This is a genomic window from Undibacterium sp. RuTC16W, assembly GCF_049339445.1.
GTDB lineage: Bacteria > Pseudomonadota > Gammaproteobacteria > Burkholderiales > Burkholderiaceae_D > Undibacterium.
Map to the genome: position 1 here is coordinate 60,877 of NZ_JBMPPE010000006.1, position 15,869 is coordinate 76,745.

The 15,869-nt window shown below is 57.4% G+C and carries 10 protein-coding genes and 1 pseudogene; 3 read left to right on the forward strand and 8 right to left on the reverse strand.

The genetic code is table 11. From position 1 onward, the window contains the following. Positions 1 to 14: 14 nt before the first annotated feature. The 7 genes from ACO0K4_RS12755 to ACO0K4_RS12785 are packed head-to-tail and all read right to left on the reverse strand — an operon-like array spanning position 15 to position 10,147. On the reverse strand, positions 15 to 1,133 hold the full coding sequence (locus ACO0K4_RS12755; protein ID WP_422957015.1) for an ABC transporter substrate-binding protein: 1,119 nt from the start codon (positions 1,131 to 1,133) through the stop codon (positions 15 to 17). Then, on the reverse strand, positions 1,130 to 3,562 hold the full coding sequence (locus tag ACO0K4_RS12760) for an efflux RND transporter permease subunit (RefSeq protein WP_422957016.1): 2,433 nt from the start codon (positions 3,560 to 3,562) through the stop codon (positions 1,130 to 1,132). The genes ACO0K4_RS12755 and ACO0K4_RS12760 overlap by 4 nt, the downstream gene beginning before the upstream one ends. Before the next feature lie 40 nt (positions 3,563 to 3,602). Beyond that, on the reverse strand, positions 3,603 to 4,712 hold the full coding sequence (locus ACO0K4_RS12765; protein WP_422957017.1) for a YCF48-related protein: 1,110 nt from the start codon (positions 4,710 to 4,712) through the stop codon (positions 3,603 to 3,605). A 15-nt stretch (positions 4,713 to 4,727) separates the two neighbouring features. After that, positions 4,728 to 6,086 (reverse strand): DUF1329 domain-containing protein, encoded by a 1,359-nt coding sequence (locus tag ACO0K4_RS12770; RefSeq protein ID WP_422957018.1) that lies wholly within the window; start codon positions 6,084 to 6,086, stop codon positions 4,728 to 4,730. A 13-nt stretch (positions 6,087 to 6,099) separates the two neighbouring features. Further along, on the reverse strand, positions 6,100 to 7,809 hold the full coding sequence (locus ACO0K4_RS12775) for a DUF1302 domain-containing protein (protein WP_422957019.1): 1,710 nt from the start codon (positions 7,807 to 7,809) through the stop codon (positions 6,100 to 6,102). A 60-nt stretch (positions 7,810 to 7,869) separates the two neighbouring features. Beyond that, complete coding sequence (locus tag ACO0K4_RS12780) at positions 7,870 to 8,637, reverse strand: coniferyl-alcohol dehydrogenase (protein WP_422957020.1); 768 nt, start codon at positions 8,635 to 8,637, stop codon at positions 7,870 to 7,872. Positions 8,638 to 8,677: 40 nt separating this feature from the next. Further along, a complete protein-coding gene (locus ACO0K4_RS12785) occupies positions 8,678 to 10,147 on the reverse strand; it encodes a benzaldehyde dehydrogenase (protein ID WP_422957021.1) in 1,470 nt (489 codons plus the stop codon). A 289-nt stretch (positions 10,148 to 10,436) separates the two neighbouring features. Here ACO0K4_RS12785 and ACO0K4_RS12790 point away from each other — a divergent pair, with 289 nt between their 5' ends. Next, a complete protein-coding gene (locus ACO0K4_RS12790; protein WP_422957224.1) occupies positions 10,437 to 12,245 on the forward strand; it encodes a sigma 54-interacting transcriptional regulator in 1,809 nt (602 codons plus the stop codon). A gap of 111 nt (positions 12,246 to 12,356) precedes the next feature. On the opposite strand, the gene ACO0K4_RS12795 is transcribed toward ACO0K4_RS12790, so the two are convergent. Next, positions 12,357 to 12,848: a MarR family winged helix-turn-helix transcriptional regulator gene (locus ACO0K4_RS12795; RefSeq protein ID WP_422957022.1), complete on the reverse strand. Its 492-nt coding sequence runs from the start codon at positions 12,846 to 12,848 to the stop codon at positions 12,357 to 12,359. A gap of 125 nt (positions 12,849 to 12,973) precedes the next feature. Between ACO0K4_RS12795 and ACO0K4_RS12800 the strand changes: the two genes are divergently transcribed. Beyond that, the gene (locus ACO0K4_RS12800) at positions 12,974 to 14,140 is read left to right on the forward strand and encodes an ABC transporter substrate-binding protein (RefSeq protein ID WP_422957023.1); all 1,167 of its coding nucleotides are present in this window, start codon (positions 12,974 to 12,976) and stop codon (positions 14,138 to 14,140) included. 11 nt (positions 14,141 to 14,151) lie between these two features. Continuing rightward, positions 14,152 to 15,864 (forward strand): annotated as a pseudogene (locus tag ACO0K4_RS12805) (tannase/feruloyl esterase family alpha/beta hydrolase). The last annotated feature ends 5 nt before the right edge of the window (positions 15,865 to 15,869 follow it).

The following is a 15,869-nucleotide window of genomic DNA, read 5'->3' on the forward strand; positions in this document are numbered from 1 at the left end:
CACAATTTAAATTCTTAGCGGCTCAGCTTACCGTCGCGCGTAATCACGGTCATTTCGGTGTACTTCGAACCACTGTGATTGTCGCGCTTGAAACGAAGCCGGTAGCCACCCAGGTCATAGTCAGTTTCCAGTGCACTGATTAACTTTTCCCTCGAGAGGTTTCTACCAATTTTTTGCATCGCTTCTACCGTCAGTTTGGCTGCCATGAAACCCTGCAAGCCGTACACTGAAATCAGCTGTTGTTTTGCTATTGCCTGGTATTGTCTGAGCAGCGTTAAATCGCTGCTCCAAGGAATCGGCACAACCTGAGAAATGGCAACTCCACGCGCCTCTGGTCCCAACTCCTTGAATAGTGCACCTACATCCATATAGGATGCCGCAATGAATTGCGGAAACAGGCCAGCCTTGTGTATCTGTTTAATGAATTCCGCAGCTGGGTGGGCCGGGCAAATCAGGAGCACTGCTTGCGGCTTGCCATCAGCGATGGTTTTGACAGCCTGCGTGACATCGCCGGAATTGACCGCTACAGCGCCGACCGAATTTTTTCTGAGCGAAAGCTTCAGCATCACTGCTTCAGCTTCCTTCAACCCCGTTTGGCCGAAGCGATCTTTTTGATATAGCACGGCGACCTCAATCAAGGTTTGGAAATCAAGTTGATTGAGGATGGTTTCCGTTTCTTCCTTGTAACTGGCGAACAGGTTGAACACGTGGCGGTTGAACGGTTCATGCAGGGATTCAGCACCACTGGTCGGGCCGATCAGGGGTGCGCCGGCAACTGGCAGCAGAGGCAGTACTGCCTCTGCTGCTGCCGTACCATGATAGCCAAGCAGGGCCAGTACCCTGAATTCTTCTAGGAGTTTTTTCGTGTTCTCCACGGTGCGCGCCACATCCCCCGCATCATCAAGTGCCACCAGCTGTATCTTGCGACCAGAGATGCCCCCGTTCTGATTGAAGTAGTGAAGATAGGATTCCACGCCGCCCTTAAGCGCCAGGCCGTTAATTGCTTGCGGCCCACTCAACGGCAACGACATGCCAAGATTCACGGTGCCATCATTGATAAGCGCTTCGGCGTGGGCACCGCTGGCAATACTGATCAACAAGCAAAATGAGAAGAGCAAGTTCAGCAGGTTCACAGCACATTCTCGCGCAGGTGGATATGGCCTGATCCAATCGCGGGTACTGGCAATACGTCTTGTTGCGCCGCCTGCGGCATCAGGAAATGCGCCAGTGCCGGCACCAGTACCAGCGCACCAATCATATTCCACAGGAACATGAAAGCCAGTAGTATGCCCATATCAGCCTGGAACTTGATTGACGAGAAGAGCCAGGTGGCAACCGCCACTGCCAGCGTCACGCCAGTCAATATCACTACCCGGCCAGTAAATTGCAATGCATGCATATAAGCCTCGGACAGGTTGGCACCTGCACGCATACGGCTTAGCATCACACTCAACACATACAGTGCATAATCGACGCCAATGCCTACTCCGAGTGCGATGACGGGCAGGGTCGCGACTTTCACACCCATGCCTAGTACCACCATCAACACTTCACACAGAATAGAGGTCAGCACCAGCGGCAAGATCGCCACCACCACTGCGCGCCAGTTGCGGAAAGTTGCATAGCACAACAGGATCACTGCACCATACACCCAGAACAGCATGTCATGCATGGCCTGCTTGACGACGATGTTGGTAGCAGCTTCAATGCCAGCGCTGCCAGCGGCCAGTTGGAACTGTACATCCGGCGTGTTATGCACTGCGGCGAAAGCCTCAACTGCATCCACTACACGGGTCAGTGTGGCAGCCTTGTGATCTTTCAGGTAGACATACAATGACAACAAGGAGCAACTCTGGTTGAACAGTTCACGTGGTGCGCGCGTCTGTACGGCACCCAGTGCGCCGGCATTTGGTATCAGATCGTACCATTTGAAATTACCTTCGTTGTAGCCGATGGTGGCCAGCTTGCTGAGTGCTGCCATCGAGTTGCTTGAGTCAACACCAGGAAGTTGCTCCAGTTGCCAGGCCAGCGCGTCTACACTGGCCAGCGTGCCATATTGCGTACACTGGTCGGGCGGCGTCTTGACCATAACTACCAGGATGTCAGAGCTGGCCGCGTAATTGGTGACCATGAAGCCGTTGTCGCGATTGTAACGCGAATCGGCCCGTAGTTCTGGCGCGCCAGGATCAAGATCACCCACCTTCAGGTTCAGGCTGTAGAGAAAGCCCAGGCCACCCAGCAGCAGGCTGGCGATGACCGTGACAGTAGCCCAGCGGCGCTGAGTGAAACGGTCAAGGAAAGTCCATAGCCATGGTTGGGTGGCGCTGTCATCCTGCAGGCTGCGCACAGCCGCCCTGGCACTGACACCAGTGTAGGACAGCAACACTGGTAGTAACACCAGGTTGGTGAAGATCAGCACTGCCACGCCGATACTAGCGATAATGGCCAGATCCTGGATCACCTTGATGCGAATACTGACCAGTACGGCAAAGCCAACAGCGTCGCATAGCAGCGCCGTCAGGCCAGCGGCGAACAGGCGGCGGAAGGTATAACGTGCGGCCACCACGCGGTGCGTACCACGGCCAACATCCTGCATGATGCCGTTCATTTTCTGCGCACCGTGACTCATGCCGATGGCGAATACCAGGAAAGGTACCAGAATGGAGTAGGGATCAAGTTCGTAATGCAGCGTGGCCAGCAAACCGCATTGCCACAGCACCGCTACCAGCGAGCACACCACCACCAGTGTGGTGCTGCGCCAGCAGCGTGTGTACCAGAACAGAACAGAACCTGCAATGCCGATGGCCAACACGAAGAACAACAGCACCTGTTGCAGCCCTTCGATCAGATCACCGACGATCTTGGCGAAACCCGTGATATGAATACGCACACCTTCCTTCTCATACTTGCTGCGGATTTGCTCCAGACGTTCAGACAGGGCTCCATAATCGAGCGACTGACCGGTCTGTGGATTCTGTTCCAGCAACGGTACGAAGATGATGCTGGACTTGAAGTCGGCGGCAACCAACTGACCGATCTCGCCAGAACGTGCCACGTTGGCACGCAACTGCGCCAGACTGGAGGCCGTGCCATCGTAGCCATCCGGAATCACGGTCCCACCGTCCAGACCGTCCTCGGTGACTGAGGCCCATCGCGTGCTGGGCGTCCACAGGGATTTCATGAAAGGACGGTCCACACCCGGCAACAGGAACAGTTCATCGTTCATGCGCTGCAGGGTGTCGAGATAGGCACGGTCATAGATCGTTCCGTCCTTTGCTTCAACCGCAATCCGCACCGAATTGCCCAGGCCATTCAAGTCGGTCTTGTTGGCCAGGTAGTTAAGCACATAGGGATGGGCGCTGGGAATCATCTTTTCAAAGCTGGCATTGAGCTTGATGCGCGTCGCCTGGTAGCCCAGCACGATGGTCGCCAGCAGGCACAGCAATATTACCAGGGGCCTGTAGTTGAACAGTGCACGCTCGCCCAGATTGCCGGAGCCGGTATCGAAATCCTGCAGCCGCCGTACTACCGGCTGTTGTTCCAAATCTTGGTCTGTATTCATGATGTTCCAACGGTATTCATATGAGGAAGAGGCGGTTTTATTACTGCCGTGCCGATGATGTCGCGATCACTACGCGGCGCAGGCCGCGCAAGCCAGCCACCACCAGCGCACCATCGCTGGCTTGTGCTATCGCACTCAGAGGCAAAGCTGGAGGTAAGTCGCCACCGGTCTGTGCAACGAAGCTACGGCCCTGGTCATGACTGAGCAGTATGTCTCCCCCCTGACTGACCAGCACCAGCGTGCCGTCGGCCAATTCGGTACCACCAGCCAGCGAGGCCTGAATGCCGGTATCAACCTTGCTCCAACTGACGCCCTGGTCGCCGGACCACCATGCATTGCCACGTAAACCATAGGCCAGCAATGCGCCATTACGCGCAGCCAGCAGGCCGAAATAGCTGCCCTTGTAAGGTGTAGCCAGCGTGACAAAACTGACTCCCTGGTCGGTAGAACGTAGTAACAAGCCCTGTTCACCAGCCAGATATAAGGCATTGCCAGTGCCGTGCATGCCATACAGGTGCAAGCCTTTGGGGTTAGCGACATGGCTTTGCCAAGGCTGCCAGGTTGCGCCGCTATCTGTGGTCCTGAGCATCAGGTTATACGCACCCAACACATAGCCGCTGTTTGCATTCTCGAAGTACAGATCGAGAAAGGGTTTGTCCGGACCATCATCTACCAGCCGCTGGGCATCGGCCTGGGCACGCTGCTGTTCCGGGCCAGTCATCGCAGCAGCGGCGCGTACTGCCAGCGCCGCCACGTGAATGCCGTCCAGCTGCTTGCTCCAGGTGACACCGCCGTCGGTACTGTGCAACACCACGCCCTGATGGCCGACGGCCCAACCCTGTCTGTCATCGACAAACTTCAGTGCCGTCAGACTGACGCTGACAGGTACCCTGGCTTGCTGCCAGTTACGGCCCGCATCGTCCGAATACAAGATGGTGCCGCGTTCACCAGCCGCTACCAGTCGCTTGCCGGCGCTGGTCACAGCCAGCATGGCTGCGCCCAAGGCCTTGGGCGTGACCAGGGCGGACTGGTTCAGCGCGACTGGTACTGCAGCAGGAGTGACGCCCTCCGCCACAGTGGTCGTCGCCAGCACCAGTGTGGCACAAGCGCCGAACATTACAGACAGTGCGCCGGGATTCAATCTGGCCATCGTTCGCTCCTTCACTTAGCGCGAGCCTTGGTTGGCCAGCTCTTCCGGTCCGAAATAGCTGCTCGGAAGACGAGGGATGGCTTTAACCTGGGACGACATATCGTTCGAAGCCTCATTCAGCAGATAAGCACCGGTCTGCACGTTGTAGGTACCCCACATGATGTTACCCAGCACGGCTGGCAAGTCTGGTGCCAACAACGTCAAGGTGTAGTTGCCGCGCCAGATCTGGCCTTGGGCATCGTAGCCGTCGATCATGACGATCTGCCAGGTATCCTCATCCAGGTAGTAGCGACGCTTGGCCACTACGTGACGTTTGCCGGGAATCAGATTCGCTTCCACTTCCCATACACGGTGCAATTCCCAGCGCACCAGGTCTGGATTGAGGAACTGTGGACCGACCAGATCGGCGATCTTGGCGGCACCAGCCCGGTTATTGTTGTAGGGGATGTACATCTCCTTTTTACCTATCAGCTTCAGTTCGTGATGATCTATGGGGCCGAAGAGCATGAAGGCTTCGTCGAACAGGCCAATACCCGACGTGACCGAGTCCGGTGTATCGTAGGACACCGATGGCGCACGGCGTACACGACGCTGACCAACCAGGTATTGCCAGATGGCGCGAGGGTGGGCTTCGTCGATGCCGTCATAAGCCAGAATGCCTTCGCCTGCCTTGGACGCCGGCGCCCGGGTGATCAGACGCCCATACTGAGTGATGCCATCGAATTTTTCCAGACTGCCTTCCTTGAAATAGTAAGGGCGCATCAGCGTCTGTTCGGCTTCGGTGGCCATGGCGCGTTTGCCGTCCGGCGTGACGATGATGGTACGGATCGGCAACTGTATCGTTTCGCCGGTCCAGGCCAAACGGTGGTTCATGATTGCTTCGTAGCCGGTTTTCGGGATCGGGAAGGGAATACCGCCGTACGCGCCTTCCACGCCGAAACCGCCGTCAATCGACTTGGCGCGGGTGGCGTTCTTGAACGTGTTGTCGTACACCCAGGATGGCGCGCCACCGGTGCGGTGGGTCGGGAAGACATCGAGCCGGTAGGTCGGATATTTTTTTAGCAGCGCCACAGTAGCAGCCGACAGCTTGGCCGCGTACTGGTCGACATTCTTGCCGGTAATGGCAAGCGCCGGCTTCTCGCTGGCAAAGGGATCAACGCGAAAGTCGCCGGGCTTGAAGCCGGGTTGCACCTTGGTGTAGACACCATCCCAGGCCGGGATGCTGCCTTCCTTGTTACCTGCTTTTTCAGCACCCAGCGGTGTCAGGGTGGTGTGCAGTTTGGCCGCTTCATCGGCGGTCACGGCTGCGCCGGCACCTGGCAGGGCGAAAGCCAGGGTCAGGGCGGCGGCAGCGAATTTGATAGTCGTCTTCATTTTGGTTTTGTCCTTAGAATGCACGTTTGATAGTGAAGGAGAGGTAGTCGCGGTCTGCCAGCGACTGGGCGTAGCTCAGTATTGGTGTCTTGGTGGCCGGATTATTCTTCAGGAAGGTGCCTGCCGCGCCGAGGAAGCGCACGTAGTTGATGCCGATCTTCCAGTCCTGGCGATAGGTGGCGTTAATGCCGATATTAAAATCACCGCCGTGCGAGCTGCCGCCGTTGAAGTTAAATATGGCACGCGAGCGGCCATCGATGTTGTAGCCGAGTCCGATCGGGACCGACAGATCGAGTCCATTGATCACCTGGTAATACGACGGTTCGAAGATCATGCGCGCCGAAGTGGCGTCGCGTGTGGTGTTGGGATCGAGCGAGCCCTGCCAGGTAACACTGGTAGCGCGATTCCATGCCAATTCGCCGAGCAGTGACGCGCCCTGGAACAACGCAGTGGTCGGCATTACATAAATCGCCGACAGGTTGACGTGGGCCGTGTTACCGACCGCATAGGCCGGGTTGCCGCTATTGTCAGCAAAAACGCCGGTGCCGGCTTTGGATAAAAAGTTGGGTGTAGGATCACTGACCAAGGGCGTGTTGCGACGCACCGAGATTTCGGCTGCCACGTTTGCGCCCAGCAGTACTGTACTGGCGCTGACACCGAAAGTGCGGATGCCTTCCGCATACACCGCTTGCACGGCGGATGGTGCGCCAGGTGGAAAGCTGGGTGAGAACCGGAGATAGAAGTAGGGTGTCTTGTCATGGTAGCGCGCGGCGTACAGGCCATATTCAACGTCCGAGCCGGCAGGCGTGAACTTCACCTGCAGGCCACCCTGGCCTGAATTTTTCGCCTTCATATCTGCAACGGTATAGAAGGCTGGCGCGCCACTATTGGTCGGGGCCACCAGGAAAGCACTGCTACCGGCACCTGCCGCATCGTAGGAACTCAGATAGCTGCCGACACCAGGAATCTGCGTTGGACGCCATTCCAACTGGTAGTAGCCACCAATCGACACATTGGGCAGCACCTGCAGTTGGCCGGATATCTGGTTGACCGGACGCAGGATTTCCTTGAACTGCGCGCCCGGTACGCTAAGCAGTTTGACCAGATCCACCGGCCCTTGTGCATTGGCGATACCGTTGGCACCGAAGAACAGACTCTCACCATATTGCAGCGTGTGGCGGCCAACGCGCACGGTACCCGGCAATTCGCCCAGTGTGCCCTTGGCGAAGACGAAGGCATCCAGCAGTTCCGCATTGCGGCCATGCAGCGTACGGGTGCCTTCAGTAAAGCTGTTGCCGGCGTTACCGAGCAAGGTTGCGGCGTTACTTCCATAGGAAGCATTGTCGTTGCTACGGTTGTAGACGGTGTCGTACCACGCTGCAGCGCTAATACGCATGCCCAGGTTGCGGGTACCGGCATCGAACTCGGACAGCCAGTCGATGCGGTTTGAGACGATACCCTTGTTACGGAAGTTCTGGTTACCGTCGTCGAGGTTATAGCCGGTGAAATCGCCAGGGCCGGCGGATGGATAGCCGCCAGCCAGCAGGCGCGTATCGGCATCCTTCAGGCGATACGCGGTGCTGTATTTAAAGGTATTGTTCCAGCTGATCTTGAGATCAGGGTTGTCGGTCTCGAACTCGTAGGCATAGGCGTGGGTGGTCGGTAGTACGGCTGCCACAGCCAGTGCCAACAGGGTTGGACTCAGGCGTTTATTCGCTTGCATGTACAGTCTCCTCATTATAGTTGTGTGGCCGCTGACGTGCAGCCGGACGGATGGGATGCATCAGATAAAAGTTGAAACCAGTCCTCCGTCGACAGGCAGGTTGACACCGCTGATCCAGCGCGCGTCGTCACTGCACAGGAAACTGATGGCAGCGGCCACTTCGTCTGCGTAGGCCGGGCGCTTCATGCGGTGGGCATCACGCTGCACGCGTTCTTCGCCCAGCATGGATATGAAGTCGCCCAGGATAGGTGTGAAAACCGGGCCGGGTGCGACGCAATTCATGCGTACAGAATGCGCCAGGAACCAGGGCTGCGATTGCGCATAGGTCCAGACGATCAAGGCTTCCTTGAAGTACTGGTAGCAGGTATCAGCCGGGACCGGGTGGGCTTCCAGCCAGGCCAGGCCAGCGGCGAAGCTATTTGTGGCTGCCAGTTCCTTGTGCAGGGCAGTGCGCTCTGGCCATTCCGCCCCCAGGATGGAGGCGATGTTGACAATCGAGCCGCCAGCCGGCATGCGCGGCAATACACCTTCGGTCAAGTGACGCAGGCCCAGGTAATTGACACGCGCCAGCAACGCCGGGTCAGCAGTGCCGGGCACACCAGCGATGTTGCACAGCGCATCCACACGTTGCGGCAGTTTGGCGATAGCCGCATCGATGCTGGCTGTCTGCCCCATGTCGACGGCGACGAAACCATCCAGTGTCAGCCCCGGTTCATTGCGGTCCATGCCGATCACGGTGGCACCTTCAAAGCGTGCCAGACGTGCTACCTCGGCACCGATGCCGGAGGCGGCACCGGTGACGACGATGGTCTTGTTACGTAATTTCATGTGGTCTCCTTTGTTGATGTTGTGTTGTTGTGTGATTGAGTCAGAATGGATAGCGTGGCGCCTCGGTTTTCATCGTCAGCCACTGCCATTGGGTGAATTCGTCCCAGTCAACAGTCCCGCCGTGGCGGCCACCGTTACCAGAGCTGCCACCGCCGCCGAATGGCGCGTGCGCTTCGGCCAGCACGGTCTGGTCATTGATGTGGACGTGGCCGGCTGGCACCCGATCCACGATGTACATGCCGCGTGCCAGCGTCGGCGTAATCACGCCCAGTGCCAGACAGCCACTGGTGGCCGAAGCCAGGGCTATCGCTTCCTGGTCGGTGTCGAACACGGTGATCGATGCGACCGGGCCAAACAGCTCTTCTTCGAAACAACGCATGCCGGGCCGGACACCGGTCAATACAGTAGGTTGGTAGAACTGCCGGTCGTAGCTGCCGCCAGCCAGCAGGGTGGCACCGGCAGCTACACTGTCTTCGACGATGCCGTGCAGGCGCTGCACCTGGCGTGCATTGATCAACGGCCCCAGTGCAACCTGGCCCTTCATCGGATCGCCCACCGGCAGATGGCGTGCCTTGGTAACCACCCGTTCTATGACGGCGTCGGCGATGCCGCGCTGGAGCAGGATGCGGCCAGAGGCCATGCAGATCTGCCCCTGATGCAAGTAAGCACCCCAGGCCACGTTGGCGGCGGCAATGTCGGGGTCGGCGTCGTCGAGGATAATCAGCGAGTTTTTACCTCCCAGTTCCAGTGACATCTTTTTCAGGTTGCGGCCGGCTACTTCGCCTATGCTGCGACCCACCGCAGTCGAACCGGTGAAGGCGATCATGGCAATGTCGGGATGGCTGCACATGGCCTGGCCAGCTTCAGCGGCACCAGGCAGCACATGCAGCACGCCTTTCGGCAAACCGGCTGCTTCGAAGATACGGGCGATCAACACACCACCACTGACCGGCGTTTGCAGGTCTGGCTTGTGCACTACCGCATTGCCGGTAGCGAGTGCCGGTGCGATCGAGCGGATCGACAAGATAAGAGGAAAGTTGAAAGGCGAGATCACACCGACCACGCCATGTGGTACACGGCGCGCGATACTCATCTGGCCGCTGCCTGAAGCTAGTAGTTGCCCCTTGGGCTGGGTCAGCATTGCTGCGGCTTCCTGCAGATGCGCACCTGCTTCACGCAGCTCCAGGTCGGCTTTGGGACGAATTGCGCCGGTCTCACGCACTATCCATATGGCTAGCTCGTCGTGATGTTCGGTTATCAGCGCCGCCGCCTTGCGGAAGATGGCTGCGCGTTCCTTGTAGTCGCTGCTGGCCCACGCCGTTTGTGCAGCGCGTGCTTGTGCAGCGGCCAGTGCTACATCGTCGGCATTCGCCAGACCGATGCGGCCCAATTGCTCGCCAGTAGCGGGTTCGGTAAAAGTGTGCTTGCCGCCTTTGGCAGTGATCCAGTCACCATTGAAGATGCGGTCTTGCCAGATCGCGGGGCGCAGAAATGCGTTAGCGTCAGTCATGTTGTCTCCTGTTAATTAAGGGATGGTGGGAAAGTCAGTCTGCTTGCATGTTTGTTGCATGAAAGTCTGCTTGCCGCTTTTGTCTTAGCTATTACAAGTTATGTGCCAGCTCCTTGTGTGGCGATGTTATTGCGGCGCACCAAGTGCTTGCTGCACTTTGTTGCTGCGATGCTGATGGACCTGAAGTGGCGCGCCGCAGCAAAAAAGATATCGCGCTGGCGATTGATGAAATGATCAAACTGGAGATTTGCCGATGTATGATTTGATAAAAGACGATGAAAGTGGAGACATGAGCAAACCCCATCGCGTATCGCTGTCTGACGTATCGCGTGCCACAGGCAAGATGCTGAACCACGGCGATAGCGTGCAACTTGATGCAGGCGCAGCGCCAACGCTGGAAGATCTCACGCAAAGTCTGCACTTTTCGCCCGGCGACGGGCGCATCTGGCTCAACGGCCAGCGTATGCAGTTGTTGCATACCACTTCCCTTGGCGCGCTGCGACGTGAACTGCTGGAGAGCATAGGATCGGAACGCACGCGTGGCTTGCTGACGCGGGTCGGTTATTCTGCCGGTGCGCGTGACGCCCAACTGCTGCGCGAGCGCTGGCCGGATGCCGATGCCAGCACGTTGTTTGCCGCCGGACCGCGCATGCACTCATTGGAAGGAGCCGTCAAGGTCGAGCCGCTGCATTTTGAATTTGATGTCGAACGCGGCACCTATCACGGTGAGTTCTTGTGGCATCACTCCAGTGAAGACGAGGTACACACTGCCGATTTCGGTATTGGTACCGAGCCAGCGTGCTGGATGCAGACTGGCTACGCCATGGGCTACACCAGCGCGATGATAGGACGGTTGATCATCTACCGCGAGGTCGAATGCACGTCCATGGGCCACAAGCATTGCCGCCTGATTGGCAAGCCCGCTGATGAATGGGAAAATGTCGAAGAAGACTTGCGTTTTCTGAACGCGGAATCCTTTGTCAGCACCACTGCTTACGGCGGCCCCGGGCAACATCAGCAGGCCGCAGTGCTGCCGGGCGATGACGAACGGTCTTACGGAGAGAAGGAAATGGTAGGCGTATCGTCGGCCTTCAACGCGGCTTGTCATATGCTTAAACGCGTTGCGCCGACGGTTGCCACGGTGCTGTTCACCGGCGAATCCGGCGTCGGTAAAGAGTTGTTCGCCCACATGCTGCACCAAATCAGCGCCCGTAAGGCACAGCCGTTTGTGGCGGTCAATTGCGCAGCGATCCCCGAGACGCTCATCGAATCTGAATTGTTTGGTGTCGAACGTGGTGCCTACACGGGTGCCAGCCAGTCACGACCAGGCCGCTTCGAGCGCGCCTCGGGCGGCACCTTGTTTCTGGACGAGATAGGAACGCTCAGCCTGGTCGCGCAGGGCAAATTGCTACGGGCGTTACAAGAGGGCGAGATTGAGCGGGTAGGGGGCGTGCGCAGCGTGAAGGTGGATGTGCGGCTGGTGGCAGCAACCAATGTCAATCTGCGCGAAGAGATACAACAGGGGCGCTTTCGCGAAGACTTGTTCTTCCGCCTGAATGTGTTCCCCATCCACTTGCCGCCACTGCGGGACCGGCGCGACGACATCCCGCTGTTGATGGGTTACTTCATGCGCCACTATGGGCAAAAGCATCAGCGCCGCGTGATCGGCTTTACGGCGCGTGCGGTTGATGCCTTGCTCAACTACCACTTCCCGGGCAATATCCGCGAGCTGCAAAACCTGGTCGAGCGCGGCGTTATCTTTGCCAACGAAGATGGCCCTATCGATCTGCCCCATCTGTTCACCAGCGGCGAAGAATCGCAAACCTCGTATTTCTCGCTGGCACAGACAGGCCGCCTGACAGGCCACGGTGCCGCCGCAGCGGAAGCGCCGCCCAGCGGTGCGCTGCTCGATGTGCTGCCTGCCATGCTGCAACAAGCATCGGAACAGAACCAGGGCTGGTCGCTGGACCATCTGGAAAGCACCTTGATACTGGCGGCGGTGGAGCGGGCCGACGGTAATTTGTCGGCGGCAGCACGCATGCTGGGTCTGACGCGGCCACAGTTGTCATACCGCATGAAAAAACTGCAGCAAGGCTGATTTCCGTTTAGAACGGCGTTTCAAAATGACGGCGGTGTCGTTGAGAGTTATTGCCACGCAGACGACTACCTTCATCGCCACACCTAACTATATGCACTTTGAAATACCGTCTTATTCCAAGTAGATTTTCTGCAATAGCTTGATAAGTTGCGCTCGTTCGGTATTGGTCAGTGCGGCGGTGGCCTCAATCTCCAACTCGCTGACGGTCTTTTCTGCCCTGATGCACATATTCATACCAGTGGCCGTCAGCACAAGCGTCTGCGAGCGTCGATCCAGCGGATTACGTTGGCGGAGCAGCAGCCCGCGTTCCTGCAATTTGTCCAGCAGGATTGCAAGATTAGGTGGCGACACATTCACTGCATCCGATAGCCGTTTTTGGTTGATGTTGGGATTGGCCTTAAGCAAGCTCAAGATACTAAAATCCACTGGCCTCAACTGATATCTCGCCATACGTTTTTCGAACAGCGGCATGATATTGATGAAGGCCCGGCGACAGTTGTAGCCGACCAGGCTTAGTAGCATGCTCTGGTTTAGCGACTGCTCCGCAACGTCTTGAACGGCGTCGATTAATTTAAGTTTCGTGTTCTTGGTCTGTATGGTCATCACTCGATTTTAGCAAAGAAGCTGCGCCTCAGCTATCCTGCTGCTTGCAATTCAGTAAAAATACATATAATCTATAATAGTTATAAATTATAACAAAAACCTGAAATCACCATCGAGGAGACACGATGAAACGCAACGTACTGATCGCAATACTGGCGACTGGCTTGCATTTTGGAAATAGCCAGGCTTACGCCCAGGAATCCATCCGCATTGGGGTAATTGCCGCACTTACCGGGCCGTTTGCCAATACCGGTAAGCCGTTCGAGGACGGTATCAAGACCTATTTGCAACAATATGGCGACACGGTGGCCGGCCGAAAGATCGAGATCATCTACCGCGACGATGGCGGCACCAATGTCGACCAGTCCAAACGGGCGGCGCAGGAACTCATCACGCGGGAACATGTTAGTTTCTTAGTTGGCTTCTCGCTGACGCCAAGCGCCATGGCGGTAGCACCGATTGCCACCCAGGCCAAGATGCCGATGATCGTGATGAACGCGGTTACTAACGGCATCACCTCCAAGTCACCATACATGTTACGCACTAGTATGACGATGCAACAGATGACCGGACCATTTGGCACTTGGACAGCAAAAAATAAAATTGGCAAAGTCTATACACTAGTCAGCGACTACAGTACCGGGCTGGATGCCGAGGCGCGTTTTAGCAAGGAATTCAGCGCAGGCGGTGGCAAGGTGATCGGTTCAGCGCGTGTGCCGCTAGCCAATCCTGACTACTCTCCATTCATCCAACGTATCAAGGATGAGAAGCCGGACGCGCTATTTTTCTTTGCCCCCGGTGTGGAAGACGGTATCGGTCTGCTGAAAGCCTTTAGTGACAAGGGTCTGGACAAGGCTGGCATCAAGTTCCTCGGCGTGGGCGACATGACTAGCGAAATGCCAACGCTGGAGGCGCTAGGTGACCGTGCGTTGGGTGCAGTGACGGTACTGAACTACGCTCCCTCGCTAGACAATGACGCTAATAAAGCCTTCTTAAAAGCCTATGCGGTAGCTAATCCGGGGCGTCCCCCAGCTACCTTCGTCACGGTAGCAGCCTATGACACCATGGGCATGATCTATGAAACCATCCGCAAGCTTGATGGTAACGTCACTGGCGACAAGTCGATGCAAGTGCTGGCTGGAATGAAGCGTGATAGTCCGCGCGGACCGATCAGTATTGATCCGGTCACGCGTGACATCGTACAGAACATGTACATCCGCGAGGTGAAAAAGGTCAATGGCAAACTGGTGAACGAGCCTATTGCCGTGCTGCGAGATGTAAGCCCCAACTAAGGAGAAGTATTATGTTCAAACGACGTGTCTTGAAAGGCGCGCCGCTGGTGACGCTTTGCCTGTTGGCTGTTGTCTTGAATGCCTGCGGAGGAAATGGAAGCGGTATTACGGTGCTGCCGCAACTAGCCGCGGCCAGCGGCGGCAAGCTCTCCGCCTGCACTGATCTGGCAAGCCGAATCACCTACCCCAATACGACGATTGCCAGTGCGACCTCGATTGCCGTCGGCGTGCTGACGGTTGCCGGCAAGCCGGTGCCAGCGCATTGTCTGATAAAGGGATCGATGTACCCACGCGTAAGTCCGGTAGACGGGCAAAACTACGCGATAAGCTTCGAGATGCGGCTGCCAGTGGATTGGAATGGGCGCTTCTTTTACTAGGCCAATGGTGGTCTTGATGGTGCCGTTCTCACTGCTATCGGCGATGTCGGCGGCGGCGGGCCGTTGGACAATGCGTTGAACCAAGGTTTTGCCGTGATCAGTTCCGACGCCGGTCATAGTGTGGCGACGCCGTTGTTCGGGCTTGACCCGCAAGCCCGGCTAGACTACGGCTACCAAGCCTCAGGCAAGCTGACACCAATGGCTAAGAGTGTCATCCAGACTGCCTACGGCAAAGGGCCGGATCGGTCCTATTTCGGCGGTTGCTCCAATGGAGGGCGCCATACGATGGTGGCCGCGGCGCGCTATGGCGAGCAGTTCGACGGTTATCTGGTCGGCGATCCCGGTTTCCGGCTGCCGCTGGCGGCGATTGCCAACATTGCCGGTGGACAGTCCTACGCGTCGCTGGCAACCACACCAGGTGACCTGTCGACAGCCTTTACCGGGGCCGAGCGTGCAATGGTGTCGAGGGCGGTTCTGGACAAGTGCGACGCGCTTGATGGCGTCACGGATGGTCTAGTGCAGGACATAACTGCCTGCCAAGCCACATTCAGCTTGGACCGCGACGTACTGGCATGCGGTGTGCAAGGCCGCAACGGCACTTGTCTGAGCGCAGCTCAGAAGACGTCAATCGGACAACTGTTCACAGGTGCGGTCACCAGCACCAAGACAAAGTTCTATTCGAGCTTCCCGTATGACGCGGGTCTAGGCACAAGCAACTGGGCGTTCTGGAAGTTTTTCAGCCCTCTGCAACTGGATTCGGGTGCGTTGGCGATGATCTGGAAGGTGCCACCAGTAAATCCGACCACCTTCAACGGCGCCAGCTTTGCGCTTAGCGCCAATATTGATACGCTGCTAGCGCAGGTGACCGCGACCGACGCCACCTACATAGAAAGCGCGATGTCGTTCATGCTGCCGCCGCATTTGACCGACTACAGCACGGTGAAGAACCGCGGCGCCAAGATGATCCTTTACCACGGCACCAGCGATCCAATATTTTCCAGCGACGACACTACGGCGTGGTACGACAATCTGCGTAACGAGAACGGTGGCGATGCCTCTGGCTTCGCGCGTTTCTTCCGGGTGCCCGGCATGAACCATTGTTCTGGAGGACCGGCAACGGACCAGTTTGACATGCTATCCCCTTTGGTCAACTGGGTAGAAAGAGGGCAGACGCCAGAGCGTGTGGTGGCCAGCGCCCGCGGTGTGGGGAACGCTGGTGGAGTCAATGCCGATGTGCCTGCATTATGGTCGGCGACGCGCACCCGGCCGCTGTGCGCCTACCCGCAGGTGGCGAGGTACAATGGCAGCGGTAACGTCGAGGATGCTGCCAGTTTTAGTTGCAAGTAGAAGTG